The organism is Salmonella sp. A1325 (genome assembly GCF_056991255.1).
The window spans coordinates 570,832-595,282 of record NZ_JAMLWO010000001.1 but is presented as its reverse complement, the minus strand read 5'-3'; the positions used below and the strand labels follow the sequence as shown (position 1 = coordinate 595,282).

24 protein-coding genes are annotated in these 24,451 nt (G+C 52.6%); 15 read left to right on the top strand and 9 right to left on the bottom strand.

Annotated features, from left to right (window positions below):
- Positions 1-15: 15 nt before the first annotated feature.
- Positions 16-1,359, bottom strand: coding sequence for an NADP-specific glutamate dehydrogenase (gdhA, locus tag NAZ64_RS03090; protein WP_220569245.1), 1,344 nt, complete (start codon positions 1,357-1,359; stop codon positions 16-18).
- Between the two features lie 238 nt (positions 1,360-1,597).
- Here gdhA and NAZ64_RS03085 point away from each other — a divergent pair, with 238 nt between their 5' ends.
- Positions 1,598-1,873, top strand: coding sequence for a YnjH family protein (locus tag NAZ64_RS03085; protein ID WP_001254682.1), 276 nt, complete (start codon positions 1,598-1,600; stop codon positions 1,871-1,873).
- Here NAZ64_RS03085 and NAZ64_RS03080 read toward each other — a convergent pair.
- On the bottom strand, positions 1,833-2,249 hold the full coding sequence (locus tag NAZ64_RS03080) for a pyrimidine (deoxy)nucleoside triphosphate diphosphatase (protein WP_000592141.1): 417 nt from the start codon (positions 2,247-2,249) through the stop codon (positions 1,833-1,835). The two genes, NAZ64_RS03085 and NAZ64_RS03080, sit on opposite strands and share 41 nt — an antisense overlap.
- Before the next feature lie 72 nt (positions 2,250-2,321).
- The gene (xthA, locus tag NAZ64_RS03075; protein ID WP_000673954.1) at positions 2,322-3,128 is read right to left on the bottom strand and encodes an exodeoxyribonuclease III; all 807 of its coding nucleotides are present in this window, start codon (positions 3,126-3,128) and stop codon (positions 2,322-2,324) included.
- Positions 3,129-3,573: 445 nt separating this feature from the next.
- Here xthA and astC point away from each other — a divergent pair, with 445 nt between their 5' ends.
- The 6 genes from astC to spy all read left to right on the top strand — a co-directional run bounded on the left by astC (position 3,574) and on the right by spy (position 10,422).
- Positions 3,574-4,800 (top strand): succinylornithine/acetylornithine transaminase, encoded by a 1,227-nt coding sequence (gene astC / locus NAZ64_RS03070; RefSeq protein WP_000059506.1) that lies wholly within the window; start codon positions 3,574-3,576, stop codon positions 4,798-4,800.
- Positions 4,791-5,825, top strand: a complete 1,035-nt coding sequence (astA, locus tag NAZ64_RS03065) for an arginine N-succinyltransferase (RefSeq protein ID WP_220569244.1) — start codon at positions 4,791-4,793, stop codon at positions 5,823-5,825. Before astC ends, astA begins: the two co-directional genes overlap by 10 nt.
- Entirely contained in the window at positions 5,822-7,300 is a 1,479-nt protein-coding gene (astD, locus tag NAZ64_RS03060; RefSeq protein WP_114047193.1) for a succinylglutamate-semialdehyde dehydrogenase, read from the top strand. The genes astA and astD overlap by 4 nt, the downstream gene beginning before the upstream one ends.
- Complete coding sequence (astB, locus tag NAZ64_RS03055) at positions 7,297-8,640, top strand: N-succinylarginine dihydrolase (RefSeq protein ID WP_000123949.1); 1,344 nt, start codon at positions 7,297-7,299, stop codon at positions 8,638-8,640. The genes astD and astB overlap by 4 nt, the downstream gene beginning before the upstream one ends.
- Positions 8,633-9,601: a succinylglutamate desuccinylase gene (astE, locus tag NAZ64_RS03050; protein WP_220569243.1), complete on the top strand. Its 969-nt coding sequence runs from the start codon at positions 8,633-8,635 to the stop codon at positions 9,599-9,601. Before astB ends, astE begins: the two co-directional genes overlap by 8 nt.
- Before the next feature lie 335 nt (positions 9,602-9,936).
- Positions 9,937-10,422: an ATP-independent periplasmic protein-refolding chaperone Spy gene (gene spy, locus NAZ64_RS03045; protein ID WP_001228999.1), complete on the top strand. Its 486-nt coding sequence runs from the start codon at positions 9,937-9,939 to the stop codon at positions 10,420-10,422.
- A gap of 74 nt (positions 10,423-10,496) precedes the next feature.
- Here spy and cho read toward each other — a convergent pair whose 3' ends face one another.
- Both cho and nadE read right to left on the bottom strand, forming a co-directional pair.
- Positions 10,497-11,378, bottom strand: a complete 882-nt coding sequence (gene cho, locus NAZ64_RS03040; RefSeq protein ID WP_001605640.1) for an excinuclease Cho — start codon at positions 11,376-11,378, stop codon at positions 10,497-10,499.
- A gap of 120 nt (positions 11,379-11,498) precedes the next feature.
- Positions 11,499-12,326, bottom strand: a complete 828-nt coding sequence (gene nadE / locus NAZ64_RS03035; RefSeq protein ID WP_000174982.1) for an ammonia-dependent NAD(+) synthetase — start codon at positions 12,324-12,326, stop codon at positions 11,499-11,501.
- 218 nt (positions 12,327-12,544) lie between these two features.
- Here nadE and osmE point away from each other — a divergent pair, with 218 nt between their 5' ends.
- The 7 genes from osmE (at position 12,545) to chbG (ending at position 18,450) form a co-directional block, all read left to right on the top strand.
- The gene (gene osmE, locus NAZ64_RS03030; RefSeq protein WP_001039301.1) at positions 12,545-12,886 is read left to right on the top strand and encodes an osmotically-inducible lipoprotein OsmE; all 342 of its coding nucleotides are present in this window, start codon (positions 12,545-12,547) and stop codon (positions 12,884-12,886) included.
- Between the two features lie 300 nt (positions 12,887-13,186).
- Positions 13,187-13,507, top strand: a complete 321-nt coding sequence (gene chbB, locus NAZ64_RS03025; protein ID WP_000412161.1) for a PTS N,N'-diacetylchitobiose transporter subunit IIB — start codon at positions 13,187-13,189, stop codon at positions 13,505-13,507.
- A gap of 82 nt (positions 13,508-13,589) precedes the next feature.
- Positions 13,590-14,948 (top strand): PTS N,N'-diacetylchitobiose transporter subunit IIC, encoded by a 1,359-nt coding sequence (chbC, locus tag NAZ64_RS03020; RefSeq protein WP_000073064.1) that lies wholly within the window; start codon positions 13,590-13,592, stop codon positions 14,946-14,948.
- A gap of 50 nt (positions 14,949-14,998) precedes the next feature.
- On the top strand, positions 14,999-15,346 hold the full coding sequence (gene chbA, locus NAZ64_RS03015) for a PTS N,N'-diacetylchitobiose transporter subunit IIA (RefSeq protein ID WP_000459883.1): 348 nt from the start codon (positions 14,999-15,001) through the stop codon (positions 15,344-15,346).
- 10 nt (positions 15,347-15,356) lie between these two features.
- Positions 15,357-16,199, top strand: coding sequence for a transcriptional regulator ChbR (chbR, locus tag NAZ64_RS03010; protein ID WP_000983393.1), 843 nt, complete (start codon positions 15,357-15,359; stop codon positions 16,197-16,199).
- A 124-nt stretch (positions 16,200-16,323) separates the two neighbouring features.
- The gene (locus NAZ64_RS03005) at positions 16,324-17,679 is read left to right on the top strand and encodes a 6-phospho-beta-glucosidase (RefSeq protein WP_483640870.1); all 1,356 of its coding nucleotides are present in this window, start codon (positions 16,324-16,326) and stop codon (positions 17,677-17,679) included.
- Between the two features lie 12 nt (positions 17,680-17,691).
- Positions 17,692-18,450 (top strand): chitin disaccharide deacetylase, encoded by a 759-nt coding sequence (gene chbG / locus NAZ64_RS03000; RefSeq protein ID WP_000442730.1) that lies wholly within the window; start codon positions 17,692-17,694, stop codon positions 18,448-18,450.
- 43 nt (positions 18,451-18,493) lie between these two features.
- Here chbG and katE read toward each other — a convergent pair whose 3' ends face one another.
- Positions 18,494-20,746, bottom strand: coding sequence for a catalase HPII (gene katE, locus NAZ64_RS02995; protein WP_000019114.1), 2,253 nt, complete (start codon positions 20,744-20,746; stop codon positions 18,494-18,496).
- A 364-nt stretch (positions 20,747-21,110) separates the two neighbouring features.
- Here katE and cedA point away from each other — a divergent pair, with 364 nt between their 5' ends.
- On the top strand, positions 21,111-21,353 hold the full coding sequence (cedA, locus tag NAZ64_RS02990) for a cell division activator CedA (RefSeq protein WP_000977510.1): 243 nt from the start codon (positions 21,111-21,113) through the stop codon (positions 21,351-21,353).
- 102 nt (positions 21,354-21,455) lie between these two features.
- On the opposite strand, the gene tcyP is transcribed toward cedA, so the two are convergent.
- The 3 genes from tcyP to hxpB all read right to left on the bottom strand — a co-directional run bounded on the left by tcyP (position 21,456) and on the right by hxpB (position 24,389).
- Positions 21,456-22,847, bottom strand: coding sequence for a cystine/sulfocysteine:cation symporter (gene tcyP, locus NAZ64_RS02985; protein ID WP_001010662.1), 1,392 nt, complete (start codon positions 22,845-22,847; stop codon positions 21,456-21,458).
- Between the two features lie 136 nt (positions 22,848-22,983).
- Positions 22,984-23,583 (bottom strand): metal-dependent hydrolase, encoded by a 600-nt coding sequence (locus NAZ64_RS02980; RefSeq protein ID WP_000505804.1) that lies wholly within the window; start codon positions 23,581-23,583, stop codon positions 22,984-22,986.
- A 137-nt stretch (positions 23,584-23,720) separates the two neighbouring features.
- Positions 23,721-24,389 (bottom strand): hexitol phosphatase HxpB, encoded by a 669-nt coding sequence (hxpB, locus tag NAZ64_RS02975; RefSeq protein ID WP_000106847.1) that lies wholly within the window; start codon positions 24,387-24,389, stop codon positions 23,721-23,723.
- Positions 24,390-24,451: the final 62 nt, after the last annotated feature.

Sequence of the window (24,451 nt, the reverse complement as noted above, 5' to 3'; positions counted from 1 at the left end):
GGCCTGACGACGGGATTAAATGACGCCCTGCGCCAGCATGGCGTCGGCGACTTTCACGAAACCGGCGATGTTGGCGCCCTGAACGTAGTTGGTATGCTTATTATCGCCGCCGTACTCGACACAGGCGTGGTGGATATCCAGCATAATGTGATGCAGACGGGCGTCCACTTTCTCGGCTTTCCAGCTCAACCGCGCGGCGTTCTGCGCCATTTCCAGACCTGATGTCGCCACGCCGCCCGCGTTGGCGGCTTTACCCGGCGCAAACAGTACGCCCGCTTCAAGGAAGAGATCGGTCGCTTCAATCGTGGTTGGCATATTTGCCCCTTCCGCCACGGCTTTTACGCCATTGGCAATCAGTACGCGCGCGGCGTCAACGTCCAGTTCGTTCTGCGTCGCGCATGGCAGGGCGATATCCACCGGTACGCTCCAGGGCTGCTGGCCTTCCAGATAGGTTAAACCAAACTCACGGGCGTAGTCAGCGACGCGACCGTCACGGCTGGCTTTAATTTCACACAGACGCGCCAGCTTCTCTGGCGTGAAGCCACTTTCATCGACCACCGTCCCGCTCGAATCCGACGCGGTAACCACGCGCGCGCCAAAGGCCATCGCTTTCTCAATGGCGTATTGCGCTACGTTGCCGGAGCCGGACACGGCGACGCGCATCCCTTCGAAACCGAGACCATGACGTTTAAGCATCGCTTCGGTGAAGTAGACCAGGCCATAGCCCGTCGCCTCCGGGCGAATCAGGCTGCCGCCGAAGGAAAGCCCTTTGCCGGTGAAGACGCAGGCGCTGTTATTGGAAAGCTTGCGCATCATTCCCGCCATAAAGCCCACTTCGCGCCCGCCCACGCCGATATCCCCGGCAGGCACATCGGTATCCGGCCCTAAATGGCGATACAGTTCAGTCATCAGTGCCTGGCAGAAACGCATCACTTCGCCTTCGCTTTTCCCTTTCGGATCGAAATCGCTGCCGCCTTTACCGCCGCCCATCGGCAACGTGGTGAGGGCATTTTTAAAGGTTTGCTCAAAGCCGAGGAACTTAAGGATGGAAAGGTTTACCGAAGGATGAAAGCGCATACCGCCTTTATAGGGGCCGATAGCAGAGTTGAACTGCACGCGCCAGGCGCGATTTACCTGCACCTGGTTTTTGTCGTCCAGCCACACTACGCGAAACTGAATTACGCGCTCTGGTTCAACCAAACGTTCCAGTAAAGACATGTGGCGGTAATGGGGGTTTTGTTCAAGAAACGGCCACAGGGTGGTCATGACTTCACGGACGGCTTGCGCGAACTCGGTTTGATGCGGGTCGCGCTTTTGTACATGGTTGAGGAACGATTCCAGAGAACATGTCTGATCCATAGATATAAAAACCTCTTATATATTAATGTGGTTGTATTTGCGTTTTATCAGAATATGTATTTGCAGTTTTCGACTATACCATCAGCAATGTGACGGTAAGCAAGAAAAAAATGACGCTGCTAAGTAAATTTATAACGGGGCGAGGGTCATAACTAAAAGCGATGACAAAAGAGGATTAAAGTTTTCACGGCGGCTTACCGTTATACTGAGAATATACTTAGAAAAATAAGGAAATTCTATGCGCCGAAGCCTCGTGGTCGCCGTGATGGCGATAATGCCAATGGTCGGGCTGGCAAACCAGAACAGTCGTCCTGATATTCAGGTGAATGTCCCGCCGGAAGTTTTCAGCACGCGCGGTCAGTCGTCCCAGCCCTGCATTCAGTGCTGCGTTTACCAGGATCAGAATTACTCCGAAGGCGCGGTAATAAAAGTGGAAGGCGTCTTGCTCCAGTGCCAGCGTGACGAAAAAACCATCAGCACGAATCCGTTAGTCTGGCGTCGCGTAAAGCCATAAACGCCTGCAATAGCGGAATATCCGCCGGGGCGAGGGGGTACTCCAGCGCCTCTTCCGGCGTACACCAGGCTAATGCCTGATGTTCCAGCGCACGTATCAGACCGTTAAACGCAGGCACATGCCAGGCGTGCAAATGAATCCGTCGGCCAGACACGTCGCGTTGATGGCTGGCGATATAGACGCCGGGCGTGGCGTCAATCCCTAACTCTTCGCGTAGCTCGCGGATAAGCGCCTGCGGCTGGGTTTCGCCGGGTTCGACTTTACCGCCGGCAAATTCCCATAAACCGGCTTGATCCGCATGATCTGGGCGCTGGGCCAGCAGAATTTTGCCGTCGCGTTCAATGATGGCAGCAACAACATCGAGTTTTTTTATCATTGTTGTTAAGGTCGTTATTCCTGCCGGGAAGCGTCGCGCTATCCCGGCCTTACGGTTAATCAGAAAGCGGAATCAAACACGAAACGTCGCCCAGACCGGCGCATGGTCGGAGGGTTTTTCCATACTGCGAATGTCGTAGTCTATACCGGTTTCTGCGCAACGTTCCGCCAGCGGAGCGCTTGCCAGCAAGAGGTCGATGCGCAGCCCGCGATTATCCACGAAACCTTTTGAGCGGTAATCAAACCACGAAAATTTATCCATTGTTTGCGGATTCGCCTGACGGAACGTGTCCACTAATCCCCACTTCAGTAACCGTGACATCCATTCACGCTCCTCCGGCAGGAAGGAGCATTTACCGGTACGCAGCCAGCGTTTGCGGTTCTCTTCGCCGATGCCAATATCCAGATCGGTCGGGCTGATATTCATGTCGCCCATAATTAATACCGGATTATCGCACTTGAGTTCCGTTTCAAGATAGTTTTGCAAGTTCTGATAAAACTGCGCTTTCGCGGGGAACTTCAACGGATGATCCCGGCTTTCCCCCTGCGGGAAATAGCCGTTAATGACGGTGATATTACCCAGCGGCGAGGGGATTTCCGCCATGATAATGCGGCGTTGCGCCTCTTCGCCATCATCCGGAAAACCGCGTCTGACAGAAATGGGCGTGGCTTTTGTTAGCAGCGCGACGCCGTAATGGCCTTTTTGTCCATGGTAGAAAACGTTATAGCCCAGCTTCGCGACCTCTTCGAGCGGGAACATTTCGTCGTGGACTTTTGTCTCCTGTAGACCGATCACATCGGGCTGGTGTTTTTCGACAATCGCTTCAAGCTGATGGGGACGGGCGCGCAGGCCGTTGATATTAAAAGAGACAAATTTCATAGTCACTGCCACTTTGCAAGGTGAATCGTGTTGGGATGGTAGCAGAAATTTTACCGGGTGACTGCCACTCATCGTCAGATTCAGCCAATGGAAGCGTATGGTGTTTTCTATAGCGCGAAAATAGCACGGTTTGTGTGCAGATGCGCCAGAACGGGGCGGTAATTTCCAGTAAATTTCGTATAAGATCACAATTCCAGAATTATATTTGGCAACTGAATAATATTTCGCTTTTTCCTCTTTTTAGCCACCAATTATGCGGGAATATTCACTTTTCATGCAGTAAAAGTGAATATCGCTACGCTGTAACCCATTGATTTACCGTTTATCACTTCTGTTTATGCAATGTTAACGCTGGCTGGCACGAATGCTGCAATCTACATTTACAGCGCAAACACTCATATTAATTAACATATAAATAACTTTATTTTTACCAAAAGGGGTCGCTATGTCTCTGTCAGTTACGCGCGAAAACTTTGATGAATGGATGGTGCCGGTATATGTTCCCGCGCCTTTTATTCCTGTACGCGGAGAAGGCTCACGCCTGTGGGATCAGCAGGGGAAAGAGTACATTGATTTTGCTGGCGGGATCGCGGTCAACGCCTTGGGACATGCGCATCCGGCGCTGCGCGAGGCGTTAAATGAACAGGCGAATCGCTTCTGGCATACCGGGAACGGTTACACCAATGAACCGGCGCTGCGACTGGCGAAAAAACTGATCGACGCGACCTTCGCCGAACGCGTTTTCTTTTGTAATTCAGGCGCTGAAGCAAATGAAGCTGCATTAAAACTGGCGCGCAAATATGCCCACGATCGTGTCGGCAACCATAAAAGCGGCATTGTGGCCTTTAAAAACGCGTTCCATGGCCGCACGCTCTTTACCGTCAGCGCTGGCGGTCAACCGACCTATTCACAGGACTTTGCGCCGCTGCCGCCGGATATTCGTCATGCAGCCTATAACGATCTGAACTCCGCCAGCGCGCTAATTGATGACAATACCTGCGCCGTGATCGTAGAGCCTGTGCAGGGCGAGGGCGGCGTGATCCCCGCCACGAAAGCTTTTTTGCAGGGGCTGCGTGAATTGTGCGACCGGCATCAGGCGTTACTGATTTTTGATGAGGTGCAGACGGGCGTCGGACGTACCGGCGAACTGTATGCATATATGCATTATGGCGTTACGCCCGATATCCTGACGACCGCTAAAGCGTTGGGTGGCGGCTTCCCGATCGGCGCGATGCTGACCACGCAAGACTATGCCAGCGTCATGACGCCAGGCACGCATGGCACCACCTACGGCGGTAATCCGCTGGCGACGGCAGTTGCCGGAAAAGTACTGGATATCATCAATACGCCGGAGATGCAAAACGGCGTCAGACAGCGCCACGATGCGTTTATTGAACGTCTAAATACCATTAATGTACGTTTTGGCATGTTCAGTGAAATTCGCGGGCTGGGGCTACTGCTTGGCTGTGTGCTACAGACGGAGTTTGCCGGAAAAGCCAAACTCATCGCCCAGGAAGCGGCAAAAGCAGGCGTGATGGTGCTCATCGCCGGCGGCGACGTGGTGCGTTTTGCGCCAGCGTTAAATGTGAGCGACGAGGAGATAGCCACCGGGCTTGATCGTTTTGCCCTGGCGTGCGAACGCCTTCAGACGGGAGGCGCATCATGCGGGTGATTCGTCCTGTCGAACATGCGGATATCGCCGCGCTGATGCAGCTTGCAGGCAAAACGGGCGGCGGCTTAACCTCGCTACCGGCAAATGAAGCGACGCTGGCGGCCCGCATTGAACGCGCGCTAAAAACCTGGTCCGGCGAGCTGCCAAAAGGCGAACAAGGGTATGTATTCGTTCTCGAGGACAGTGAAACGGGTGAGGTCGGCGGGATCTGCGCCATTGAGGTCGCGGTCGGTCTTAACGACCCCTGGTATAACTATCGTGTCGGTACGCTGGTTCATGCCTCCAAAGAGCTGAATGTATATAACGCGTTGCCAACATTATTCCTGAGTAATGATCATACCGGCAGCAGTGAGCTTTGCACGCTGTTTCTCGATCCCGAATGGCGTAAAGAGGGTAACGGCTACCTGTTGTCAAAATCGCGCTTTATGTTTATGGCTGCGTTTCGCGATAAATTCAATGAGAAAGTGGTGGCGGAAATGCGCGGCGTCATTGACGAGCACGGTTATTCTCCCTTCTGGCAAAGTCTCGGCAAACGCTTTTTTTCTATGGATTTCAGCCGGGCGGATTTTTTATGCGGTACCGGGCAAAAAGCGTTTATCGCCGAGCTGATGCCCAAACATCCTATTTATACCCACTTCTTATCTGAAGAGGCACAGGCCGTGATTGGCGAAGTCCACCCGCAAACGGCGCCAGCCCGCGCGGTGCTGGAAAAGGAAGGCTTTCGCTATCGCCACTATATCGACATCTTCGACGGCGGGCCGACGCTGGAGTGTGATATTGATCGCGTGCGGGCTATTCGTAAAAGCCGACTGGTGGAAGTCGCGGAAGAGCAACCCGCGCCTGGCGACTATCCGGCATGTCTGGTCGCCAATGAAAACTATCACCACTTTCGGGCCGCGCTGGTGCGCGCCGATCCGCAGACTTCACGACTTGTACTGACCGCCGCGCAGTTGGATGCGCTGAAATGTCGCGCGGGCGACCACGTTCGGCTGGTACGCCTTTGCGCTGAGGAGAAAACCGTATGACGCTATGGATAAACGGCGACTGGATAACCGGTCAGGGCGAACGCCGCCGCAAAACGAACCCGGTGAGCGCGGAGATACTTTGGCAGGGGAATGACGCTAATGCGGCACAGGTCGCCGAGGCCTGTCAGGCGGCGCGCGCGGCGTTTCCTCGTTGGGCCAGAGAGCCTTTTGCGGCACGACAGGCTATCGTAGAGAAATTTGCCGCCCTGCTGGAGGCGCATAAAGCCGAGCTCACGGAGGTCATCGCACGTGAAACCGGTAAACCGCGCTGGGAGGCGGCGACGGAAGTGACGGCGATGATCAATAAGATTGCCATCTCGATTAAGGCTTACCACGCCAGAACAGGCGAACAAAAAAGCGAACTTGTCGATGGCGCCGCGACGTTGCGCCATCGTCCTCACGGTGTGCTGGCGGTATTCGGCCCTTATAACTTTCCCGGCCATTTACCGAATGGCCATATTGTGCCCGCGTTGCTGGCAGGCAATACGCTGATCTTCAAACCTAGCGAGCTAACGCCATGGACCGGGGAAACGGTAATAAAACTCTGGGAACGGGCGGGGCTACCGGCAGGCGTTCTTAATCTGGTGCAGGGCGGCCGGGAGACCGGACAAGCGCTGAGTTCGCTCGACGATCTCGACGGACTGCTGTTTACCGGCAGCGCCAGTACCGGATATCAGCTTCATCGCCAGCTATCCGGCCAGCCGGAAAAAATCCTGGCCCTTGAAATGGGCGGAAACAACCCGCTCATTATTGAGGATGCGGCAAATATAGATGCGGCGGTACATCTGACGCTGCAATCGGCGTTTATTACCGCCGGACAGCGCTGTACCTGCGCGCGACGCCTTCTGGTAAAACAGGGTGCGCAGGGAGATGCATTTCTGACGCGGCTGGTTGACGTCGCCGGACGTCTGCAGCCCGGCAGATGGGACGACGATCCGCAGCCGTTTATCGGCGGACTGATTTCAGCGCAGGCGGCACAGCATGTGATGGAGGCCTGGCGTCAACGAGAGGCATTAGGCGGTCGCACGCTACTGGCGCCGCGGAAGGTCAAAGAGGGAACCTCTCTGCTGACGCCTGGCATCATTGAGCTGACGGGCGTCACGGATGTGCCGGATGAAGAGGTGTTTGGTCCGCTGCTGAACGTCTGGCGTTATGCGCATTTCGATGAGGCGATTCGTCTGGCGAATAATACCCGTTTTGGTCTGTCGTGTGGGCTGGTGTCGACGGATCGCGCGCAGTTCGAACAGCTCTTGCTGGAGGCACGGGCAGGGATCGTTAACTGGAATAAACCGCTCACCGGGGCAGCGAGTACTGCGCCGTTTGGTGGTGTCGGCGCGTCTGGCAACCATCGGCCCAGCGCCTGGTATGCCGCCGATTATTGCGCCTGGCCGATGGCCAGTCTGGAATCTCCCGAACTGACGTTGCCTGCGACATTAAGCCCCGGCCTCGACTTTTCTCGCAGGGAGGCGGTATGACGGCGCATGAAGTTAATTTTGACGGGCTGGTGGGGCTTACGCACCATTATGCCGGGCTATCCTTCGGCAATGAGGCATCGACCCGCCACCGTTTTCAGGTGTCGAATCCTCGTCTGGCGGTAAAGCAGGGGCTGCTAAAGATGAAAGCTTTGGCGGATGCCGGCTTTCCCCAGGCGGTGATCCCGCCGCATGAGCGGCCTTTTATTCCGGCGTTGCGTCAGCTCGGCTTCACGGGTAGCGATGAGCAGATTCTGGATAAGGTTGCGCGTCAGGCGCCACGCTGGCTTTCCAGCGTGAGTTCCGCGTCGCCAATGTGGGTTGCGAATGCGGCGACGGTTTGCCCATCGGCAGACGCGCTGGACGGGAAAGTTCACCTGACGGTGGCGAATTTAAACAATAAATTTCATCGCGCTCTGGAGGCGCCTGTTACCGAAGCGCTGCTACGCGCCATATTTCGCGATGAAAGTCAGTTTTCAGTGCATAGCGCGTTACCGCAGGTCGCATTATTGGGAGATGAAGGCGCGGCGAATCATAACCGTCTTGGCGGCGAGTATGGTTCGGCAGGCGTGCAGCTTTTTGTCTATGGGCGCGAAGAGGAGAATGAAATACGACCCGCTCGTTATCCGGCGCGCCAGAGCCGCGAAGCCAGCGAGGCCGTGGCTCGTCTTAATCAGGTGAATCCGCAACAGGTTATCTTCGCTCAGCAAAACCCGGAGGTCATCGATCAAGGCGTATTCCATAATGATGTCATCGCCGTTTCGAATCGACAGGTATTGTTTTGTCACGAAGCGGCGTTTGCCCGGCAGAAAGTGCTCATTAATCAGTTGCGTACGCGCGTTGACGGTTTTATGGCGATAGAGGTGCCCGCCGGAGAGGTTTCTGTATCAGATGCTGTGGCGACCTACCTGTTTAATAGTCAGTTGTTAAGCCGTGACGACGGCTCAATGCTGTTAGTGTTGCCGCGGGAATGTCAGGACCATGTCGGCGTCTGGCGCTATCTGAATAAGCTGGTGGCGGAGGATAACCCCATCAGCGCGATGCAGGTGTTTGATTTGCGAGAAAGTATGGCCAACGGCGGCGGCCCGGCCTGTCTGCGATTACGCGTGGTGTTAACAGAAGAAGAACGACGGGCGGTGAATCCCGCGGTAATGATGAATGACGCTCTGTTTACGGCCCTTAACGCGTGGGCGGATCGTTATTATCGCGATCGCCTGACCGCCGCCGATCTGGCCGATCCGTTATTATTGCGAGAAGGCCGGGAGGCGCTGGATGTGTTAACGCGTCTGCTGGATTTGGGGTCGGTTTATCCTTTCCAGCAAACGGGGGCGGCTGATGGATAACTTTCTGACGTTGACGCTAAGCGGCACGACACCACGGGTGAGGCAGGGGAAGGGCGCGGGTTTTCGCTGGCGCTGGTTAGGCCATGGTCTGCTTGAACTCACACCCGATGCGCCGGTCGACCGCGCGTTAATTCTTTCTGCGGGGATACACGGCAATGAAACCGCGCCGGTAGAGATGCTGGATAAGCTGCTGTCGGCGCTGTATTCAGGCAGCTTGACGTTAACGTGGCGAGTGCTGGTGGTACTCGGCAATCCGCAGGCGCTGGCGGCGGGAATACGCTACAGTCACAGCGATATGAACCGTATGTTTGGCGGGCGTTGGCAGTCCTTTGCCGAAAGCGATGAAACGTGGCGGGCGCGTGAGCTGGAGCTAAGTCTGGAGACCTTCTTTTCCTCTGGCCAGGCGCGGGTACGCTGGCATCTGGATCTGCATACCGCCATTCGTGGCTCGCATCATTTGCGTTTTGGCGTATTGCCGCAGCACGACCGCCCGTGGGAGACAGATTTTCTGGCGTGGCTGGGCGCGGCAGGACTGGAGGCTTTAGTATTTCATCAGGCGCCCGGCGGTACGTTTACGCACTTTAGCTCTGAACATTTCGGCGCGCTTTCCTGTACGCTGGAGTTGGGAAAGGCGTTGCCGTTTGGGCAAAACGATCTGACGCAGTTCAGCGTAACCTCGCAGGCGTTGTCGGCGCTGTTGAGCGGTGTCGAAACGTCAACCTCGTCTTCGCCGCCGCTACGCTATCGGGTGGTGTCGCAAATCACGCGTCACAGCGACAAGTTCACGCTTTATATGGATGCGCAAACGCTGAATTTTACTGCCTTTGCGAAGGGAACGTTGCTGGCCGAGGAGGGGGATAAGCGTGTGACGGTGACGCATGACGTTGAATATGTTCTCTTTCCTAATCCCGCTGTCGCCTGCGGATTGCGGGCTGGATTAATGCTGGAAAGACTGCCCTGATAAATGTCCCTGTAAGCTCACGTTAGGATTACAGGGATGATTTGGGACACAGTTTCATGCTATTACGGATTATTCCTGGAGAATTGCTTTATTAATAAGCGTTGCTGCGTTATAGTTCTGCATAATTTCTGCTATATCATGCTACTGTATATTTATCTTTCAACTCTGCGCAATTTATTCTTTTTTTCTTCACAATTGGCGAAAAAGTGTTTTTTATACTTTCATTGTTTTACCGTTGTTCTGACTAATTGACGCTAAGACGGTTAAAGTTAATCACGACAACACGGCGCTGTTTTAAATATGCCGTAAAAATAACTGAAAGGAAGGATGGAAATATGCGTAAACTGACTGCTCTATTTGTTGCCTCTACCCTGGCGATGGGTGCTGCGAATCTGGCTCATGCCGCTGAGACTACCACCGCCGCGCCAGCGGATGCGAAGCCAATGATGCAGCATAAAGGTAAATTTGGCCCACATCACGATATGATGTTTAAAAACCTGAACCTGACAGACGCACAGAAGCAACAAATTCGCGATATTATGAAAGCGCAGCGCGAGCAAATGAAACGTCCGCTGCTGGAAGAGCGTCGCGCCATGCATGATATTATCGCCAGCGATACCTTCGATAAAGCCAAAGCCGAAGCGCAAATTACGAAAATGGAAGCGCAGCGCAAGGCCAATATGCTGGCGCATATGGAAACCCAGAATAAAATTTATAACGTTCTGACACCGGAGCAGAAAAAGCAATATAACGCTAATTTTGAGAAGCGTCTGACAGAACGCCCGGCGCAACAAGGTAAAATGCCTGCTGCGGCAGAATAACTTTCCGCATAATTTAAGACCGCCGGTCTTGTCGACAACACAATCGTTGAGGTGGACAGGATCGGCGGTTTTCTTTATGACTGGCGACAGTCGGTGTGCAGTTCAATGATCTCATATTGACCTGACATTAACGGTTTACAGAGAATTTTATAGCCATCCTGATCAAAGCCCGCAGGGGTGCGCACCAGGGTGGTGGCCTCATCCAGCGAGGGGACCGCCCCCAGCCATAACCAGTTGTTGATAATGTGGAACTGGGTCATTTGCGGGCGGCTCTCTTTTAACGCGATAGCGCCTTTCCAGGGCCAGCAAACCACACGTAACCGTTCCAGCGAGGCCTGCAGACGAAGAAAATGCGCCTGCGGGGTTTCTTGCCCACAGCACGCGCCAGCGCAGCGCTTCAGAGCGAAACGAAAACAGGCGCGCCCACGGCTTACCGGTTCAAGCCCCAGCAGGCCATAACACAATTTTTGTTCATCGGCGAGGTTCTGTAAGCTTTGCAGCGCCGCCCGACGGTTGGCGAAGAGCCCAAACAGGTTCGGCTCATGGGAAAAATCGACGCTGCGGGCGGAAACGACCTCAATCTTTTGTTCGCTCAACTGTAGAGAGCAAAGCTGGCGATTACGCCGTAACCGCTTGTTAAACAGCGGCTGTTGTTCTTTGATCAGCCGCGCTTCCAGCAGCAACGCGCCCATTTCCCCAGCGGTGCAGATCCAGCTTATCCGCCGCGCCTGTCGCAGCATAGCGGCCTCGTCAGGCGTTCGCAGATGTGAAAGCACCCGGCTGCGAATATTTACGCTTTTACCGATATAAAGCGGCAGCGTATCGCTTTCGCTATGAAATATATAGACGCCCGGTAAGGCTGGCGCTTCGCTGAGGAAAGGACGTAAATGTTCTGGATATTCGTAAATGGCCGCCGCTTCAAACTCAAGGCGGGGGGCTGATTGACGCCGTACCACAGTGATCTCCGTTAACTGGTTATTCATCCAGTATAACAGCGGATGGGTGATTAAAAAAGAGGCTGGGAAGAGAGGCGGCCGGATAGACGAGCGATATCCGGCACAACAGTAGAAGTACGCTTACTTTTTCCAAAAGTCGTCGAATACCGTAATCGGTAAACGGCGCTTATGTTCAGTTTTTACATACCAGCCTTCGATAGTTTTAGCGATGGCGGAGTCCAGCGTTTTGCCTTCCAGATAATCGTCAATATTGTCATACGTTACGCCCAGCGCGGCTTCATCAGGCAGTGAAGGGCGGTCGTCTTCCAAATCGGCGGTGGGGACTTTTTTATACAGATGCTCAGGACAGCCCAGCGCTGCGAGAAGCTGTTTGCCCTGGCGTTTGTTAAGGCGATGAAGCGGGTTAATGTCGGTACCGCCATCGCCATATTTGGTGAAGAACCCGGTTATCGCTTCCGCCGCATGGTCGGTGCCCACCACGACGCCGTGAGTCATACCGGCGATGCTATATTGCGCTTTCATTCGCTCACGCGCTTTTTCATTGCCGCGAACAAAATCGCTCAGCTCAATTCCCGCTTCGCGCAGCGCCTGTTCGCTGGCGAGGACGGCGCCTTTAATATTGACGGTGAGTACTCTGTCCGGCTGAATAAAAGCAATGGCGTCCTGGCAATCCTGTTCATCGGCCTGCACGCCATAAGGCAGACGAACGGCGATAAACTGCAGCGCATTATCACCAGTCTCTTCCCGCAATTCGGCGATAGCCATCTGGCTGAGTTTCCCGGCCAGCGTCGAATCCTGCCCGCCGCTGATGCCTAACACCAGTGATTTCAAAAAGGGATAGGTTTTCAGGTACGCTTTAAGAAAATCCACGCTGCGGCGAATTTCTTCTTCAGGGTTGATATGTGGTTTCGCGCCAAGCGCCTGGATTATCTCTTGCTGCAGAGTCATTTAACCCCCTTCGACATTAAAAAAATGAATCTTTACCCTGTTAAAGCTAACCCTTCGCCGCTGAAACGACAAGGTTTGGCGGGCTAAGCGGTGTTTAAAACAACATATCGCCGCGTTAGAGAATTTTCCGAAAGGCTTTTTGTGGCGAGGCGCGGCTTGAAAAATGTTCTGATGTATTCCAGGCTTACATAACACGCTGATAAACAAGAGGACGGAAAATGAACAAGAACGTAGCAGGAATTTTAAGCGCAGCGGCGGTAATGACTATGCTGGCAGGCTGTACGGCTTATGATCGTACAAAAGACCAATTTGTTGAGCCTGTCGTTAAAGATGTTAAAAAAGGAATGAGCAGGGCGCAGGTTGCGCAGATTGCGGGCAAACCGTCATCTGAAGTGAGCATGATTCATGCGCGCGGTACCTGTCAGACCTACATCCTGGGTCAACGTGATGGTAAAGCGGAAACCTACTTTGTTGCGCTGGATGATACTGGGCACGTGATTAACTCCGGCTACCAGACCTGTGCGGAGTACGACACTGACCCACAGGCGCCGAAGCAGTAACAACTGTACATTGCCTGAACATTCAAGGAAACCGGCCTGCGAGCCGGTTTTTTTGCGCCTGCCATAACCTTATTTATTATCGCGAATTATTTACCCGAAATGTGAGGGGGGTCATAACGCTAGGTCAATGAGAGACAATTTAGTGGGTCAAGGAAATACCATCCGGCGGTCCGATCCCGTATACTCATTTCAGCCACCTAAAAAAGTAAATCCGGTTACGCAAGTCGCCCAGAGTATGGATGCAGGTTGAGGCTTGCGGCGTATCTGGTTGACAGATAATCGCACATGAGGAAGGTTTTTATGGAAAAGAAACACATTTATCTGTTTTGTTCTGCGGGCATGTCAACATCGTTACTGGTATCAAAAATGCGCGCTCAGGCTGAAAAATATGAAGTGCCGGTGATTATTGAAGCATTCCCTGAAACCCTGGCCGGTGAAAAAGGCCCGGCAGCGGACGTCGTGTTATTAGGCCCGCAAATTGCTTATATGCTCCCCGAAATTCAGCGTTTATTACCTGGTAAACCGGTAGAAGTCATTGATTCAATGTTGTACGGCAAGGTAGATGGTTTAGGCGTGCTTAAAGCTGCGGTAGCGGCAATTAAAAAAGCCGCCGCGAATTAATTATTTTTTAATTTTTCCCGTCAAAGAGTTATTTCATACACTAACCGCAATATTTTATTGCGGTATTTAAGGGTATTTTTCTATGAGTAACGTTATTGCTTCACTTGAAAAGGTACTCCTTCCTTTTGCTGTAAAAATAGGAAAGCAGCCACACGTTAATGCAATCAAGAACGGCTTTATTCGTTTAATGCCATTAACCCTTGCGGGGGCGATGTTTGTATTAATTAATAACGTTTTCCTGAGCTTTGGGGAGGGGTCGTTTTTTTATTCCATGGGCATTCGGCTTGATGCCTCAACCATTGAAACACTTAATGGATTGAAAGGCATCGGCGGGAACGTCTATAACGGCACATTGGGCATTATGTCGCTCATGGCGCCATTTTTTATCGGCATGGCGCTGGCGGAAGAGCGCAAGGTTGATGCGCTGGCCGCCGGATTGCTTTCCGTGGCGGCATTTATGACCGTAACGCCGTATAGTGTCGGCGAGGCCTATGCCGTAGGCGCTAACTGGCTGGGTGGTGCAAATATTATCTCCGGTATTATTATTGGCCTGGTGGTCGCGGAGATGTTTACATTTATTGTCCGGCGCAACTGGGTGATTAAGCTACCGGACAGCGTACCGGCTTCGGTGTCTCGTTCATTCTCAGCATTAATTCCCGGCTTTATTATTCTCTCTATTATGGGGATTATTTCCTGGGCGCTGTCTAATTACGGTTCTAACTTCCATCAGATTATTATGGACACTATCTCTACGCCGCTGGCATCGCTGGGTAGCGTGGTAGGGTGGGCATATGTCATTTTTGTACCGCTGCTGTGGTTCTTTGGTATTCATGGTTCGCTGGCGCTGACCGCGCTGGACAGCGGCATCATGACGCCCTGGGCGCTGGAAAACATCTCTATTTACCAGCAGTATGGCTCCGTCGATGCGGCACTGGAAGCCGGTAAAACGTTCCATATCTGGGCGAAACCGATGCTGGATTCTTATATCTTCCTCGGTGGTAGCGGCGCAACGCTGGGTCTGATCATCGCTATCTTCCTGGCATCCCGTCGCGCGGACTATCGCCAGGTGGCAAAACTGGCGCTGCCGTCAGGTATCTTCCAGATTAACGAACCCATCCTGTTTGGCCTGCCGATTATTATGAACCCGGTGATGTTTATCCCCTTCATTCTGGTTCAGCCGATTCTGGCGGCGATTACGCTGGTGGCTTACTATTTGGGTATTATTCCGCCGATTACCAATATTGCGCCGTGGACCATGCCAACCGGGTTGGGGGCGTTCTTTAACACCAACGGCAGTGTCGCCGCGTTGCTGGTTGCGCTATTTAACCTGGCGGTCGCTACCCTGATTTATCTCCCCTTCGTGGTGGTGGCTAACAAAGCGCAGAACGCCATCGAGCAGGAAGAAAGCGAAGAAGATATCGCTAACGCACTGAAATTCTAAACTCCGCGCCGGCATGGGATGCCATGCCGGGCTGAATCAGAGGAAAGACTATGTTTGATCTTGAAAATGTTGTAGATAACCAGACAGCGGCTGAGGAACTCGAAGAAGTCGTTATGGGGCTTATCATCAATTCTGGTCAGGCGCGCAGCCTGGCATATGGCGCGCTCAGAAAAGCGAAAGAAGGCGATTTTGAGGCGGCGAAAGCGATGATGGACCAGTCGCGCATAGCGCTCAATGAAGCGCATCTTGTGCAGACAAAACTCATCGAAGGCGATCAGGGCGAAGGCAAAATGAAAGTCAGTCTGGTCCTGGTTCACGCTCAGGATCATTTGATGACCTCAATGCTGGCTCGTGAACTGATCGCTGAGTTGATTGAGCTCCATGAGAAACTGAAATAACAGGGGGCGGATGATGCAGCTACAGGTTAACGCAACGGAAATCAAAACGGTTTATGAGCAGCAGCTCTTCAATGGCAAAAATTTCCATGTGTTTATCTATAACAAGACGGAAAGCGTCACCGGGCTGCATCAGCACGACTACTATGAATTTACCCTGGTATTAACCGGACGTTATTACCAGGAGATTAACGGGAAGCGTGTGCTGCTGGAACGTGGAGATTTTGTTTTTATCCCGGTGGGGTCGAATCACCAAAGTTTCTATGAGTTTGGCGCAACGCGTATTCTGAACGTAGGAATTAGTAAACGTTTTTTTGAACAGCATTATCTTCCGTTACTGCCGTTTTGTTTTGTGGCATCGCAGGTATACAGGGCGAATAGCACCTTCCTTACCTATATTGAAACGGTGATTGCGTCGTTGAATTTTCGCGGCAATGGGCTCGACGAATTTATCGAAGTGGTGACATTTTATATTATAAACCGCTTACGTCATTACCGCGAAGAGCAGGTTTATGATGATATTCCACAATGGCTGAAAGCAACCGTGGAGATAATGCATGATAAAACGCAGTTTGGCGAACATGCGCTGGAAAATATGGTGCGCCTGTCGGCAAAATCCCAGGAGTATCTGACGCGCGCCACCCGACGTTATTACAGCAAAACGCCGATGCAAATCATTAATGAGATTCGCATTAATTTTGCCAAGAAACAGTTGGAAATGACCAACTATTCGGTTACGGATATTGCTTATGAAGCCGGGTATAGCAGTCCAAGTCTGTTTATTAAAACGTTTAAGAAGATGACCTCATTCACGCCGAATAGTTATCGGAAGCGATTGACGGAAATTAATGAGTAACGGTTTACATTGCTCGATTAGTTACATTTCACGCTTGCCCCAATAGCGCGGGGAACGTCACGCTATTTCTTACGAGCGGGCATAGCGTAATACATATCAGTGTCATACACTGAAGGGAGATATTATGAGCCAGAAATTAAAAGTCGTCACTATTGGTGGCGGGAGCAGCTACACCCCTGAATTACTTGAAGGCTTTATTAAACGCTACCATGAATTACCTGTCACCGAATTATGGCTGGTTGACGTTGAAGGCGGGAAAGAGAAGCTGGGCATTATTTATGATCTCTGCCAGCGAATGATTGATAAAGCAGGCGTTCCGCTAAAATTGTATAAAACGCTGGATCGCCGGGAAGCGCTGAAAGACGCTAATTTTGTTACTACCCAGCTACGCGTTGGTCAACTCAAAGCCCGTGAACTGGACGAGCGTATCCCGCTTAGCCACGGCTATCTGGGGCAAGAAACCAACGGCGCTGGCGGTTTATTTAAAGGGTTGCGTACCATTCCGGTTATTTTTGACATCATTAAAGATGTTGAAGAATTATGTCCGAATGCGTGGGTCATTAACTTTACTAATCCGGCGGGGATGGTGACGGAAGCGGTTTATCGTCATACCAACTTTAAAAAGTTCATTGGCGTATGTAATATTCCTGTCGGCATGAAAATGTTTATTCATGACGTGCTGGCGCTGAATGAGAATGACGATCTTTCCATTGACCTGTTTGGTCTAAACCATATGGTCTTTATTAAAGATGTGCTGGTGAATGGCACCTCACGGTTCGCAGAATTACTGGATGGCGTGGCGTCCGGTCAGTTGAAAGCGTCAACCGTAAAAAATATCTTTGATCTGCCGTTTAGTGAAGGATTGATTCGCTCGCTGAACATGCTGCCGTGCTCTTATTTGTTGTATTACTTCAAGCAAAAAGAGATGCTGGCGATTGAAATGGGCGAATATTACAAAGGCGGCGCGCGCGCTCAGGTCGTACAAAAAGTGGAGAAACAACTCTTCGACTTGTACAAAAATCCTGAGCTAAACGTGAAGCCGAAAGAGCTTGAACAACGCGGCGGCGCTTATTATTCCGATGCCGCTTGTGAAGTCATTAACGCTATTTATAATGACAAGCAGACTGAGCATTACGTTAATATTCCACATCATGGGCATGTCGAGAATATCCCGGCGGACTGGGCGGTGGAAATGACCTGCATTCTGGGACGCAATGGCGCGACGCCGCACCCGCGTATCACCCGTTTTGACGAAAAAGTGCTGGGGCTTATCCACACTATTAAAGGATTTGAGGTCACGGCCAGCAATGCGGCGCTGAGCGGAAACTTTAATGATGTGCTGCTGGCGCTTAACCTGAGTCCGCTGGTGCATTCCGACCGCGACGCAGAAGTCCTGGCGCGTGAGCTCATTCTGGCGCATGAAAAATGGCTGCCTAATTTTGCCGCTTGCATCGAAGCGCTTAAAGGTAAGCACCACTGACAGAGGTAGGCTATGGAACGCGTGTTGATTGTGAATGCCGATGATTTTGGCCTGAGTAAAGGGCAAAATTACGGCATTGTTGAAGCATATCGCAACGGCGTTGTGACCTCCACGACGGCGCTGGTCAATGGCGAGGCTATTGACCATGCGGCGCAGCTTAGCCGCGAGCTGCCTGCGCTTGGGGTGGGAATGCATTTTGTTTTGACGTTAGGCAAACCGGTGTCAGAGATGCCGGGCCTGACGCGAGACGGCCTGTTAGGGAAATGGATCTGGCAAATGGCGGAGGAGGATACGCTTCCGCTGGATGAAATTGCGCATGAACTGGCGTGTCAGTATCAGCGTTTCATCGACGTATTTGGCCGCGAGCCAACGCATCTCGACAGTCACCATCATGTGCATATGTTCCCGCAAATTTTCCCCATCGTCGCCCGCTTTGCGGCGCAGCGCGGGATTGCGTTACGTATTGACCGCCAGACGGTGTTGAACGCCGACGATCTGCCGTCGGATTTGCGCAGCACTCAAGGATTTAGTAGTGAATTTTACGGCGAGGAGATCACCGAAGCGTGCTTTTTACGCATTCTGGATGCCTCGGCGCATCGAGGAGAAGCCTCTCTGGAGGTGATGTGTCATCCGGCGTTTGTGGACAACATTATTCGCCAGAGCGCCTATTGTTACCCCCGCTTAACTGAACTGGAGGTGTTGACGTCTGCGTCACTCAAGGCAGCGATTGCGGAACGTGGATATCGTCCTGGCAGTTTTCTTGATATTTAGCTCCTGAGTTTGCGGCGCAAGAATGCGCCGCATTTTTTGCCGTTTATGCAGGAATCGCGTTAATTTTCCCCGCACGCGACCAGACACGGTGTGCCGCCATCAGCGTCAGCAGAGTGTCCATAAAGTGGTGGTCAACGTTATCTGCCTCAACAAGTCCTTCTTCCCCCTGGCTATCAATGTTTAAAAGCGCCTTAAACCGTCGGGCGTCGCCTGCCAGTGCGATGGGCTTCAGATGTTTGTAGGCTTCCAGAAGGTAGTAGCGGGCATCGCCGCAACTCTCGATATCGGCAATATTGCCGCACGGTACTATTACCGCATCGACCGTTAGCGACGGCGCGCCGGCAAAGGTTGCCGCAATCGTTAATGTTGAACCGTCATCAGCCGTTACTTCACCCATCCGTGAATAGAGCAGTTTTGCGTGGACGCCTTTGGCTTTTAAAGCCTGCAAAATGGTCAGCAGATCGGCGGCGTTAACCTTGTCGTTCAGCAGAATAGCGACCACGCGACCTTTAACATCGCCGTCTGGCACCGCATACAGGCTGAGCGCCGGATCTTTTTTCAGACCGTTGACATCAGGAGGCGGGGCAATTTGCGTTTGCTCATGGGTGAGTGCAAAACCGAGATTATGCGCGACGCCCTGAGCCAGCGTGACATCAATATGCGCTAACTGATCGACCACCCGCTCCCGAATATACGCGCGGGCGACTTTACCCAGTTCAAAGCTGAACGCGTCAATAATATGCTGCTGTTCTATCGGCGTCTGACTGAGCCAGAACAGGCGAGGATGCGCGTAATATTCACCGAAAGAGGGGCTGCGTTCGCGGATTTTATTGCCATCCACGCGTTCCTGGTATGATTCGAAGCCGCCGCGTTTTGGCGCTGGCGGCGTTTCGCGCGGCCAGTTGTCATTAATGGAGTTCGGTTCATAGTTCGCCGGATTGGTGTCGATATCCATCCGGTGCATACCGTCACGCTGGAAGTTATGGTAGGGGCAGGTAGGGCGGTTAATCGGAATTTCGTGGAAGTTTGGCCCGCCCAGGCGGCTGATTTGCGTGTCGGTATAAGAGAACAGACGCCCCTGTAACAGCGGATCGTTGGTAAAATCAATGCCGGGAACAATATGTCCTGGATGAAATGCCGCCTGTTCGTTTTCAGCGAAAAAGTTATCCGGATTACGGTTTAACACCATTTTGCCGACGCGTTGTACTGGCACCAACTCTTCCGGAATCAGTTTGGTCGGATCGAGCAGATCAAAATCGAATTTAAATTCATCCTCTTCGGCAATGAGTTGTAGGCCCAGCTCGTATTCCGGGAAATCGCCCGCTTCGATGGCCTCCCACAGATCCCGGCGGTGAAAATCCGGATCGCGACCGGTCAGTTTTTGTGACTCATCCCACACCAGCGAGGCTTTACCTGCCAACGGTTTCCAGTGGAAACGGACAAAGGTCGCTTTCCCTTGTGCATTGATCAGACGGAAGGTGTGAATGCCGAACCCTTCCATCGTCCGATAACTCCGTGGAATACCGCGATCCGACATTGCCCACATGACGTTGTGCAGCGTCTCAGGCTGTAAGGAAACATAGTCCCAGAAGGTGTCGTGCGCGCTCTGTCCTTGCGGAATAGCCCAATGAGGTTCGGGCTTAACGGCGTGCACAAAATCCGGAAACTTATGCGCATCCTGGATAAAAAAGATCGGCGTGTTATTACCGACGAGATCGAAAATTCCCTCTTCGGTATAAAATTTGGTCGCAAAACCGCGGATATCACGTACGGTATCAGCAGACCCCGCGCCGCCCTGTACTGTCGAAAAGCGAACAAAGACCGGGGTAATTTTCTGTGGATCGCACAGAAACGCGGCTTTCGTGATGTCGCTCAGATCCTTATATGGCTGAAAATAGCCGTGCGCTGCAGATCCGCGGGCGTGAACGATCCTCTCCGGGATACGCTCATGGTCAAAGTGGGTAATTTTCTCGCGCAGGATAAAATCTTCCAACAGCGTAGGGCCGCGGCTGCCGGCGCGAAGAGAATTTTGATCGTCGGCGATGCGCACGCCCTGATTGGTGGTCAGCGCATGATTTTCGCTGCCTTTACGAAAGGTGTCGAGGGCGGTGAGCTTATCATTCGCGGTCTCGGGCGCTTTTAAGCTGCCGGGGGCCGTCGGTTGCGCGCCCGGCGGCGTCGGTTCTGGCGTGGGGCGATGTGAACCGTCTGACGGCGCCAGGGAGTCCAGGCCGGGCTGTGATTCACGGGTATCATGCACGGGGGACTGATGGGGGGATTTCTCATTATGCGACATTGAACTCGTCTCCTGCTTTCATCACTGAAATGGGCGTGGTAGTAGTCAAAATCACTCTAACTATAGAACATTTCAGCAATTATGCCGGGGGAGAGCGGAACGGCAGACAGGGTACAACGGGGAAATCGCACGCGCGGAACAGGACGTCGGGGGCGAAGATCGGCTAAAATAGTGTTTTTCTGATTTTTAGCCTTAGAGCCTATCCCAGTAGGCGTTATTGGCGCAGCCAGTTTGGACACGGACAGCGCGCAAAAACCGGAGCGTACACGTAGTACGTGAGGATTTTGAGCACTGCCCAGGACCAAAATGGCAAGTAAAATAGCCCTAATGGGATAGGCTCTTAGCCTCTTTTAGTGAAGCATTAATGATGAAACCTCTTCGCCAGCAAAATCGCCAGATTATTAGCTATATTCCGCGTGTTGAACCCGCGCCGCCGGAACATGCGATAAAAATGGATACGTTTCGCGACGTCTGGATACTGCGCGGTAAATATGTTGCCTTTGTTCTGACGGGGGAGTCATTTCAACGGTCGCCCGCCTTTAGCGTGCCAGAATCGGCGCAGCGTTGGGCGAATCAGGTTCGCCAGGAAAACGAAATCGCTGACTAAGAAAAAAACAAAACGCCGGTACTGGAGACCGGCGTTTTTAGTGACAGACATTTTGAGTTGCCGATCGTCGTGTCTCAGACGATGTGAACGCCCGATAATGTATTATCGATGCGCCAGTTCAGCGTCTTCTTCGCTATCGAGAATGGTTTTATCGGTCTGCTTCAGCCACTGGCTGGTCAGCGTACCCGCGGTCATTGAGCCGCTCACGTTCAGTGCGGTACGGCCCATATCAATCAACGGTTCGACGGAGATTAACAGCGCGACCAGCGTGACCGGTAAGCCCATGGCAGGCAGCACAATCAGCGCGGCGAAGGTCGCGCCGCCGCCAACGCCGGCAACACCCGCCGAACTTACGGTAACGATACCCACCAGCGTGGCTATCCATACGGGGTCTAAGGGGTTGATGCCGACCGTCGGCGCAACCATTACCGCCAACATCGCAGGATAAAGACCGGCACAACCGTTTTGGCCGATGGTCGCGCCAAAAGAGGCAGCAAAGCTGGCGATGGACTCCGGCACGCCCAGGCGGCGGGTTTGCGCTTCGACATTAAGTGGAATGGAGGCGGCGCTGGAGCGGCTGGTAAAGGCAAATGTCAGCACCGGCCACACCTTGCGGAAATATTTCAGCGGGCTAATCCCGTTCACGCCCAATAGTATGCCGTGAACCACAAACATTATCGCCAGACCAAGATATGACGCTACCACGAAGCTTCCAAGCTTAATGATGTCCTGCAGATTAGAGCCGGCAACCACTTTCGTCATCAGCGCCAGTACGCCGTAAGGCGTAAGTTGCATCACCAGACGCACCAGCTTCATTACCCAGCTTTGCAGGGTATCGATAGCAACAAGCACACGCTCGCCTTTTGGCGCATCATCTTTCAGCAGCTTAAGCGCGGCCACGCCCAGGAAGGCGGCGAAAATCACCACGCTGATAATAGACGTAGGATTTGCGCCAGTCAGATCCGCAAACGGATTTTTCGGTACAAAAGACAGCACCAGTTGCGGCACGCTGAGATCGGCCACTTTGCCGACATAGCTCGTCTCAATGGCATTCAGACGCGCGGTTTCCGCGCCGCCCTGAACCAGACCTTCCGCCGTCAGTCCGAACAGATTGGTGACCAGCACGCCCACCAGCGCTGCGATAAGGGTAGTAAACAGCAGCGTGCCGATAGTCAGAAAACTGATTTTCCCCAATTGAGAGGCGTTATGCAGTCGTGCCACGGCGCTTAAAATAGAGGCGAATACCAGCGGCATCACAATCATTTGTAGCAATTGCACATAGCCGTTGCCGACAATATTGAACCACTGAATGGAGTCTTTTAACACCTGACTGTCAGCGCCATAAATGGTGTGCAGGGCCAGACCAAAGACCACGCCCATCACAAGGCCGACAAGCACTTTTTTAGCCAGACTCCACTGTTTATGACGGGCCTGCGCCAGTACAAACAGCAGAATGACGAACACCGCAATGTTCGCAATTAATGGAAAATTCATCCCCGTTCTCCTGATTTTTTTATTATGAAGCGCTGTGTTTTAGCGATTCTGTTCGCGCAAGATTAGCAGAACTGTGAGCTGGCTCTTATATTCAAATGGAATGGTTTATACCAAAAATGACTTTGGCGTTGATTTACTAATCAATCTGGTGATTTATAAAACGATTGAACTGCATTTGCAGGATAGTGATCATCTGCGAAGACCAGCGTATGACGTTGTTTTCCGGCATGGACTGCGGCATCCACACCGCCCAGGCAAACAACGCCATACATAAAAATCGCTCCAGTTGATTGCCTTTGCGCGGCGCCAGAATAGGCAGGCGGAAACGCCAGCGGCACGGCCACAGTAAGGGAACGCCTGCGGGGGTGAGCATATCCGCGACGATATGGCTTAAATAGCCAAGTACCATGCCTTGCAGCGCATCTGCCGGGATAATCCACGTATCCGGTACCTTGAGATAAAAGGTCGCCAGTAGGGCAAAGACCGCCAGCAGACTATGGGTAAACCCCCGGTGACCGAACGCGCGGGCGATCGGTTTCGATACCCATTTCAGGCGCTGACCAAGAAAAGATTTGGGGTGGTCGATATCCGGCAGCAGACAGGTCAAAATAGCCGAAGGAATAATATGCCACCAGTCGCCGTGCGCAAGGACGGGCGTTAACTCGGCATTCTTGGCGAAAACCGCGCTGGCTATAGAAAAAAGAAGATGTCCTTCCGCCGTCATGATAAAACCCATTGAACTGTCAATTCATACAGTATAGGGTTTTTATACAGTAGGCGGAAGTGGTGACGTTGTAACTCTTTGTCTCTGTCAAAGCCGCTTGCCGTCTGGTTCAGCGGCTAATTGCCCGTTGACTTTGTTTCGGAAACATCTTAACCGAGTAGATGCGCCGCCGTCAGCTCTGTCAGCGAGTTAAGTTTGACATTCGCCAGCGCAAAGCGCGGATCATGCTGGTTTTCTTCTGCTGGCACCACAATGGCGCGCATTCGCGCCGCCTTTGCCGCGATTAGACCATTCACCGAATCCTCCAGCGCCACGCAGGTTAATGGATCAACGCCTAATTTGGCCGCACAATCCAGATAGACCTGCGGGTGCGGTTTGCTGTAGGGCAATTTTTCCGCAGAGGCCAGCGCGTCAAAACTGTCGCGCAGCTCAAACATGGTGAGCACTTTTTCCAGCATATGCAGCGGCGATGCCGAGGCAAGCCCCACTAATAGCCCCTGCGCTTTACACAACGCCACGGCCTCACGCACACCCGGTAAAAGAGGGCGCGTCTCTTCGATAAGCGTAATCGCGCGGGCAATAACACGGTTTGTCACTTCCTGGCGATCGGGGCCGTTCCACGGTTGCTGCGCAAACCAGAGATCGACAACCATATCAATGCGTAGCCCAAGCGTGTCTGGCAGCTCATGGCGTCGAGTAATATCTACGCCTAAACTTGCCATTACGTCCAGTTCAGCGCGATCCCAGAGCGGTTCGGAATCGATCAGTAGTCCATCCATATCGAAAATTGCAGCAAGAATTTGACGTGGGGTTGACATCACAACCTCTCCTGTTGAGATTAAAAAATAACGAATTAAGCGTTCATTATGACCATGTTCTT

Bases quoted from the DNA above. Each gene is read 5' to 3' on its own strand.
- gdhA (WP_220569245.1), bottom strand. From the start codon at position 1,359: ATGGATCAGACATGTTCTCTGGAATCGTTCCTCAACCATGTACAAAAG.
- NAZ64_RS03085 (WP_001254682.1), top strand. From the start codon at position 1,598: ATGCGCCGAAGCCTCGTGGTCGCCGTGATGGCGATAATGCCAATGGTC.
- NAZ64_RS03080 (WP_000592141.1), bottom strand. From the start codon at position 2,249: ATGATAAAAAAACTCGATGTTGTTGCTGCCATCATTGAACGCGACGGC.
- xthA (WP_000673954.1), bottom strand. From the start codon at position 3,128: ATGAAATTTGTCTCTTTTAATATCAACGGCCTGCGCGCCCGTCCCCAT.
- astC (WP_000059506.1), top strand. From the start codon at position 3,574: ATGTCTCTGTCAGTTACGCGCGAAAACTTTGATGAATGGATGGTGCCG.
- astA (WP_220569244.1), top strand. From the start codon at position 4,791: ATGCGGGTGATTCGTCCTGTCGAACATGCGGATATCGCCGCGCTGATG.
- astD (WP_114047193.1), top strand. From the start codon at position 5,822: ATGACGCTATGGATAAACGGCGACTGGATAACCGGTCAGGGCGAACGC.
- astB (WP_000123949.1), top strand. From the start codon at position 7,297: ATGACGGCGCATGAAGTTAATTTTGACGGGCTGGTGGGGCTTACGCAC.
- astE (WP_220569243.1), top strand. From the start codon at position 8,633: ATGGATAACTTTCTGACGTTGACGCTAAGCGGCACGACACCACGGGTG.
- spy (WP_001228999.1), top strand. From the start codon at position 9,937: ATGCGTAAACTGACTGCTCTATTTGTTGCCTCTACCCTGGCGATGGGT.
- nadE (WP_000174982.1), bottom strand. From the start codon at position 12,326: ATGACTCTGCAGCAAGAGATAATCCAGGCGCTTGGCGCGAAACCACAT.
- osmE (WP_001039301.1), top strand. From the start codon at position 12,545: ATGAACAAGAACGTAGCAGGAATTTTAAGCGCAGCGGCGGTAATGACT.
- chbB (WP_000412161.1), top strand. From the start codon at position 13,187: ATGGAAAAGAAACACATTTATCTGTTTTGTTCTGCGGGCATGTCAACA.
- chbC (WP_000073064.1), top strand. From the start codon at position 13,590: ATGAGTAACGTTATTGCTTCACTTGAAAAGGTACTCCTTCCTTTTGCT.
- chbA (WP_000459883.1), top strand. From the start codon at position 14,999: ATGTTTGATCTTGAAAATGTTGTAGATAACCAGACAGCGGCTGAGGAA.
- chbR (WP_000983393.1), top strand. From the start codon at position 15,357: ATGATGCAGCTACAGGTTAACGCAACGGAAATCAAAACGGTTTATGAG.
- NAZ64_RS03005 (WP_483640870.1), top strand. From the start codon at position 16,324: ATGAGCCAGAAATTAAAAGTCGTCACTATTGGTGGCGGGAGCAGCTAC.
- chbG (WP_000442730.1), top strand. From the start codon at position 17,692: ATGGAACGCGTGTTGATTGTGAATGCCGATGATTTTGGCCTGAGTAAA.
- katE (WP_000019114.1), bottom strand. From the start codon at position 20,746: ATGTCGCATAATGAGAAATCCCCCCATCAGTCCCCCGTGCATGATACC.
- cedA (WP_000977510.1), top strand. From the start codon at position 21,111: ATGATGAAACCTCTTCGCCAGCAAAATCGCCAGATTATTAGCTATATT.
- tcyP (WP_001010662.1), bottom strand. From the start codon at position 22,847: ATGAATTTTCCATTAATTGCGAACATTGCGGTGTTCGTCATTCTGCTG.
- NAZ64_RS02980 (WP_000505804.1), bottom strand. From the start codon at position 23,583: ATGGGTTTTATCATGACGGCGGAAGGACATCTTCTTTTTTCTATAGCC.
- hxpB (WP_000106847.1), bottom strand. From the start codon at position 24,389: ATGTCAACCCCACGTCAAATTCTTGCTGCAATTTTCGATATGGATGGA.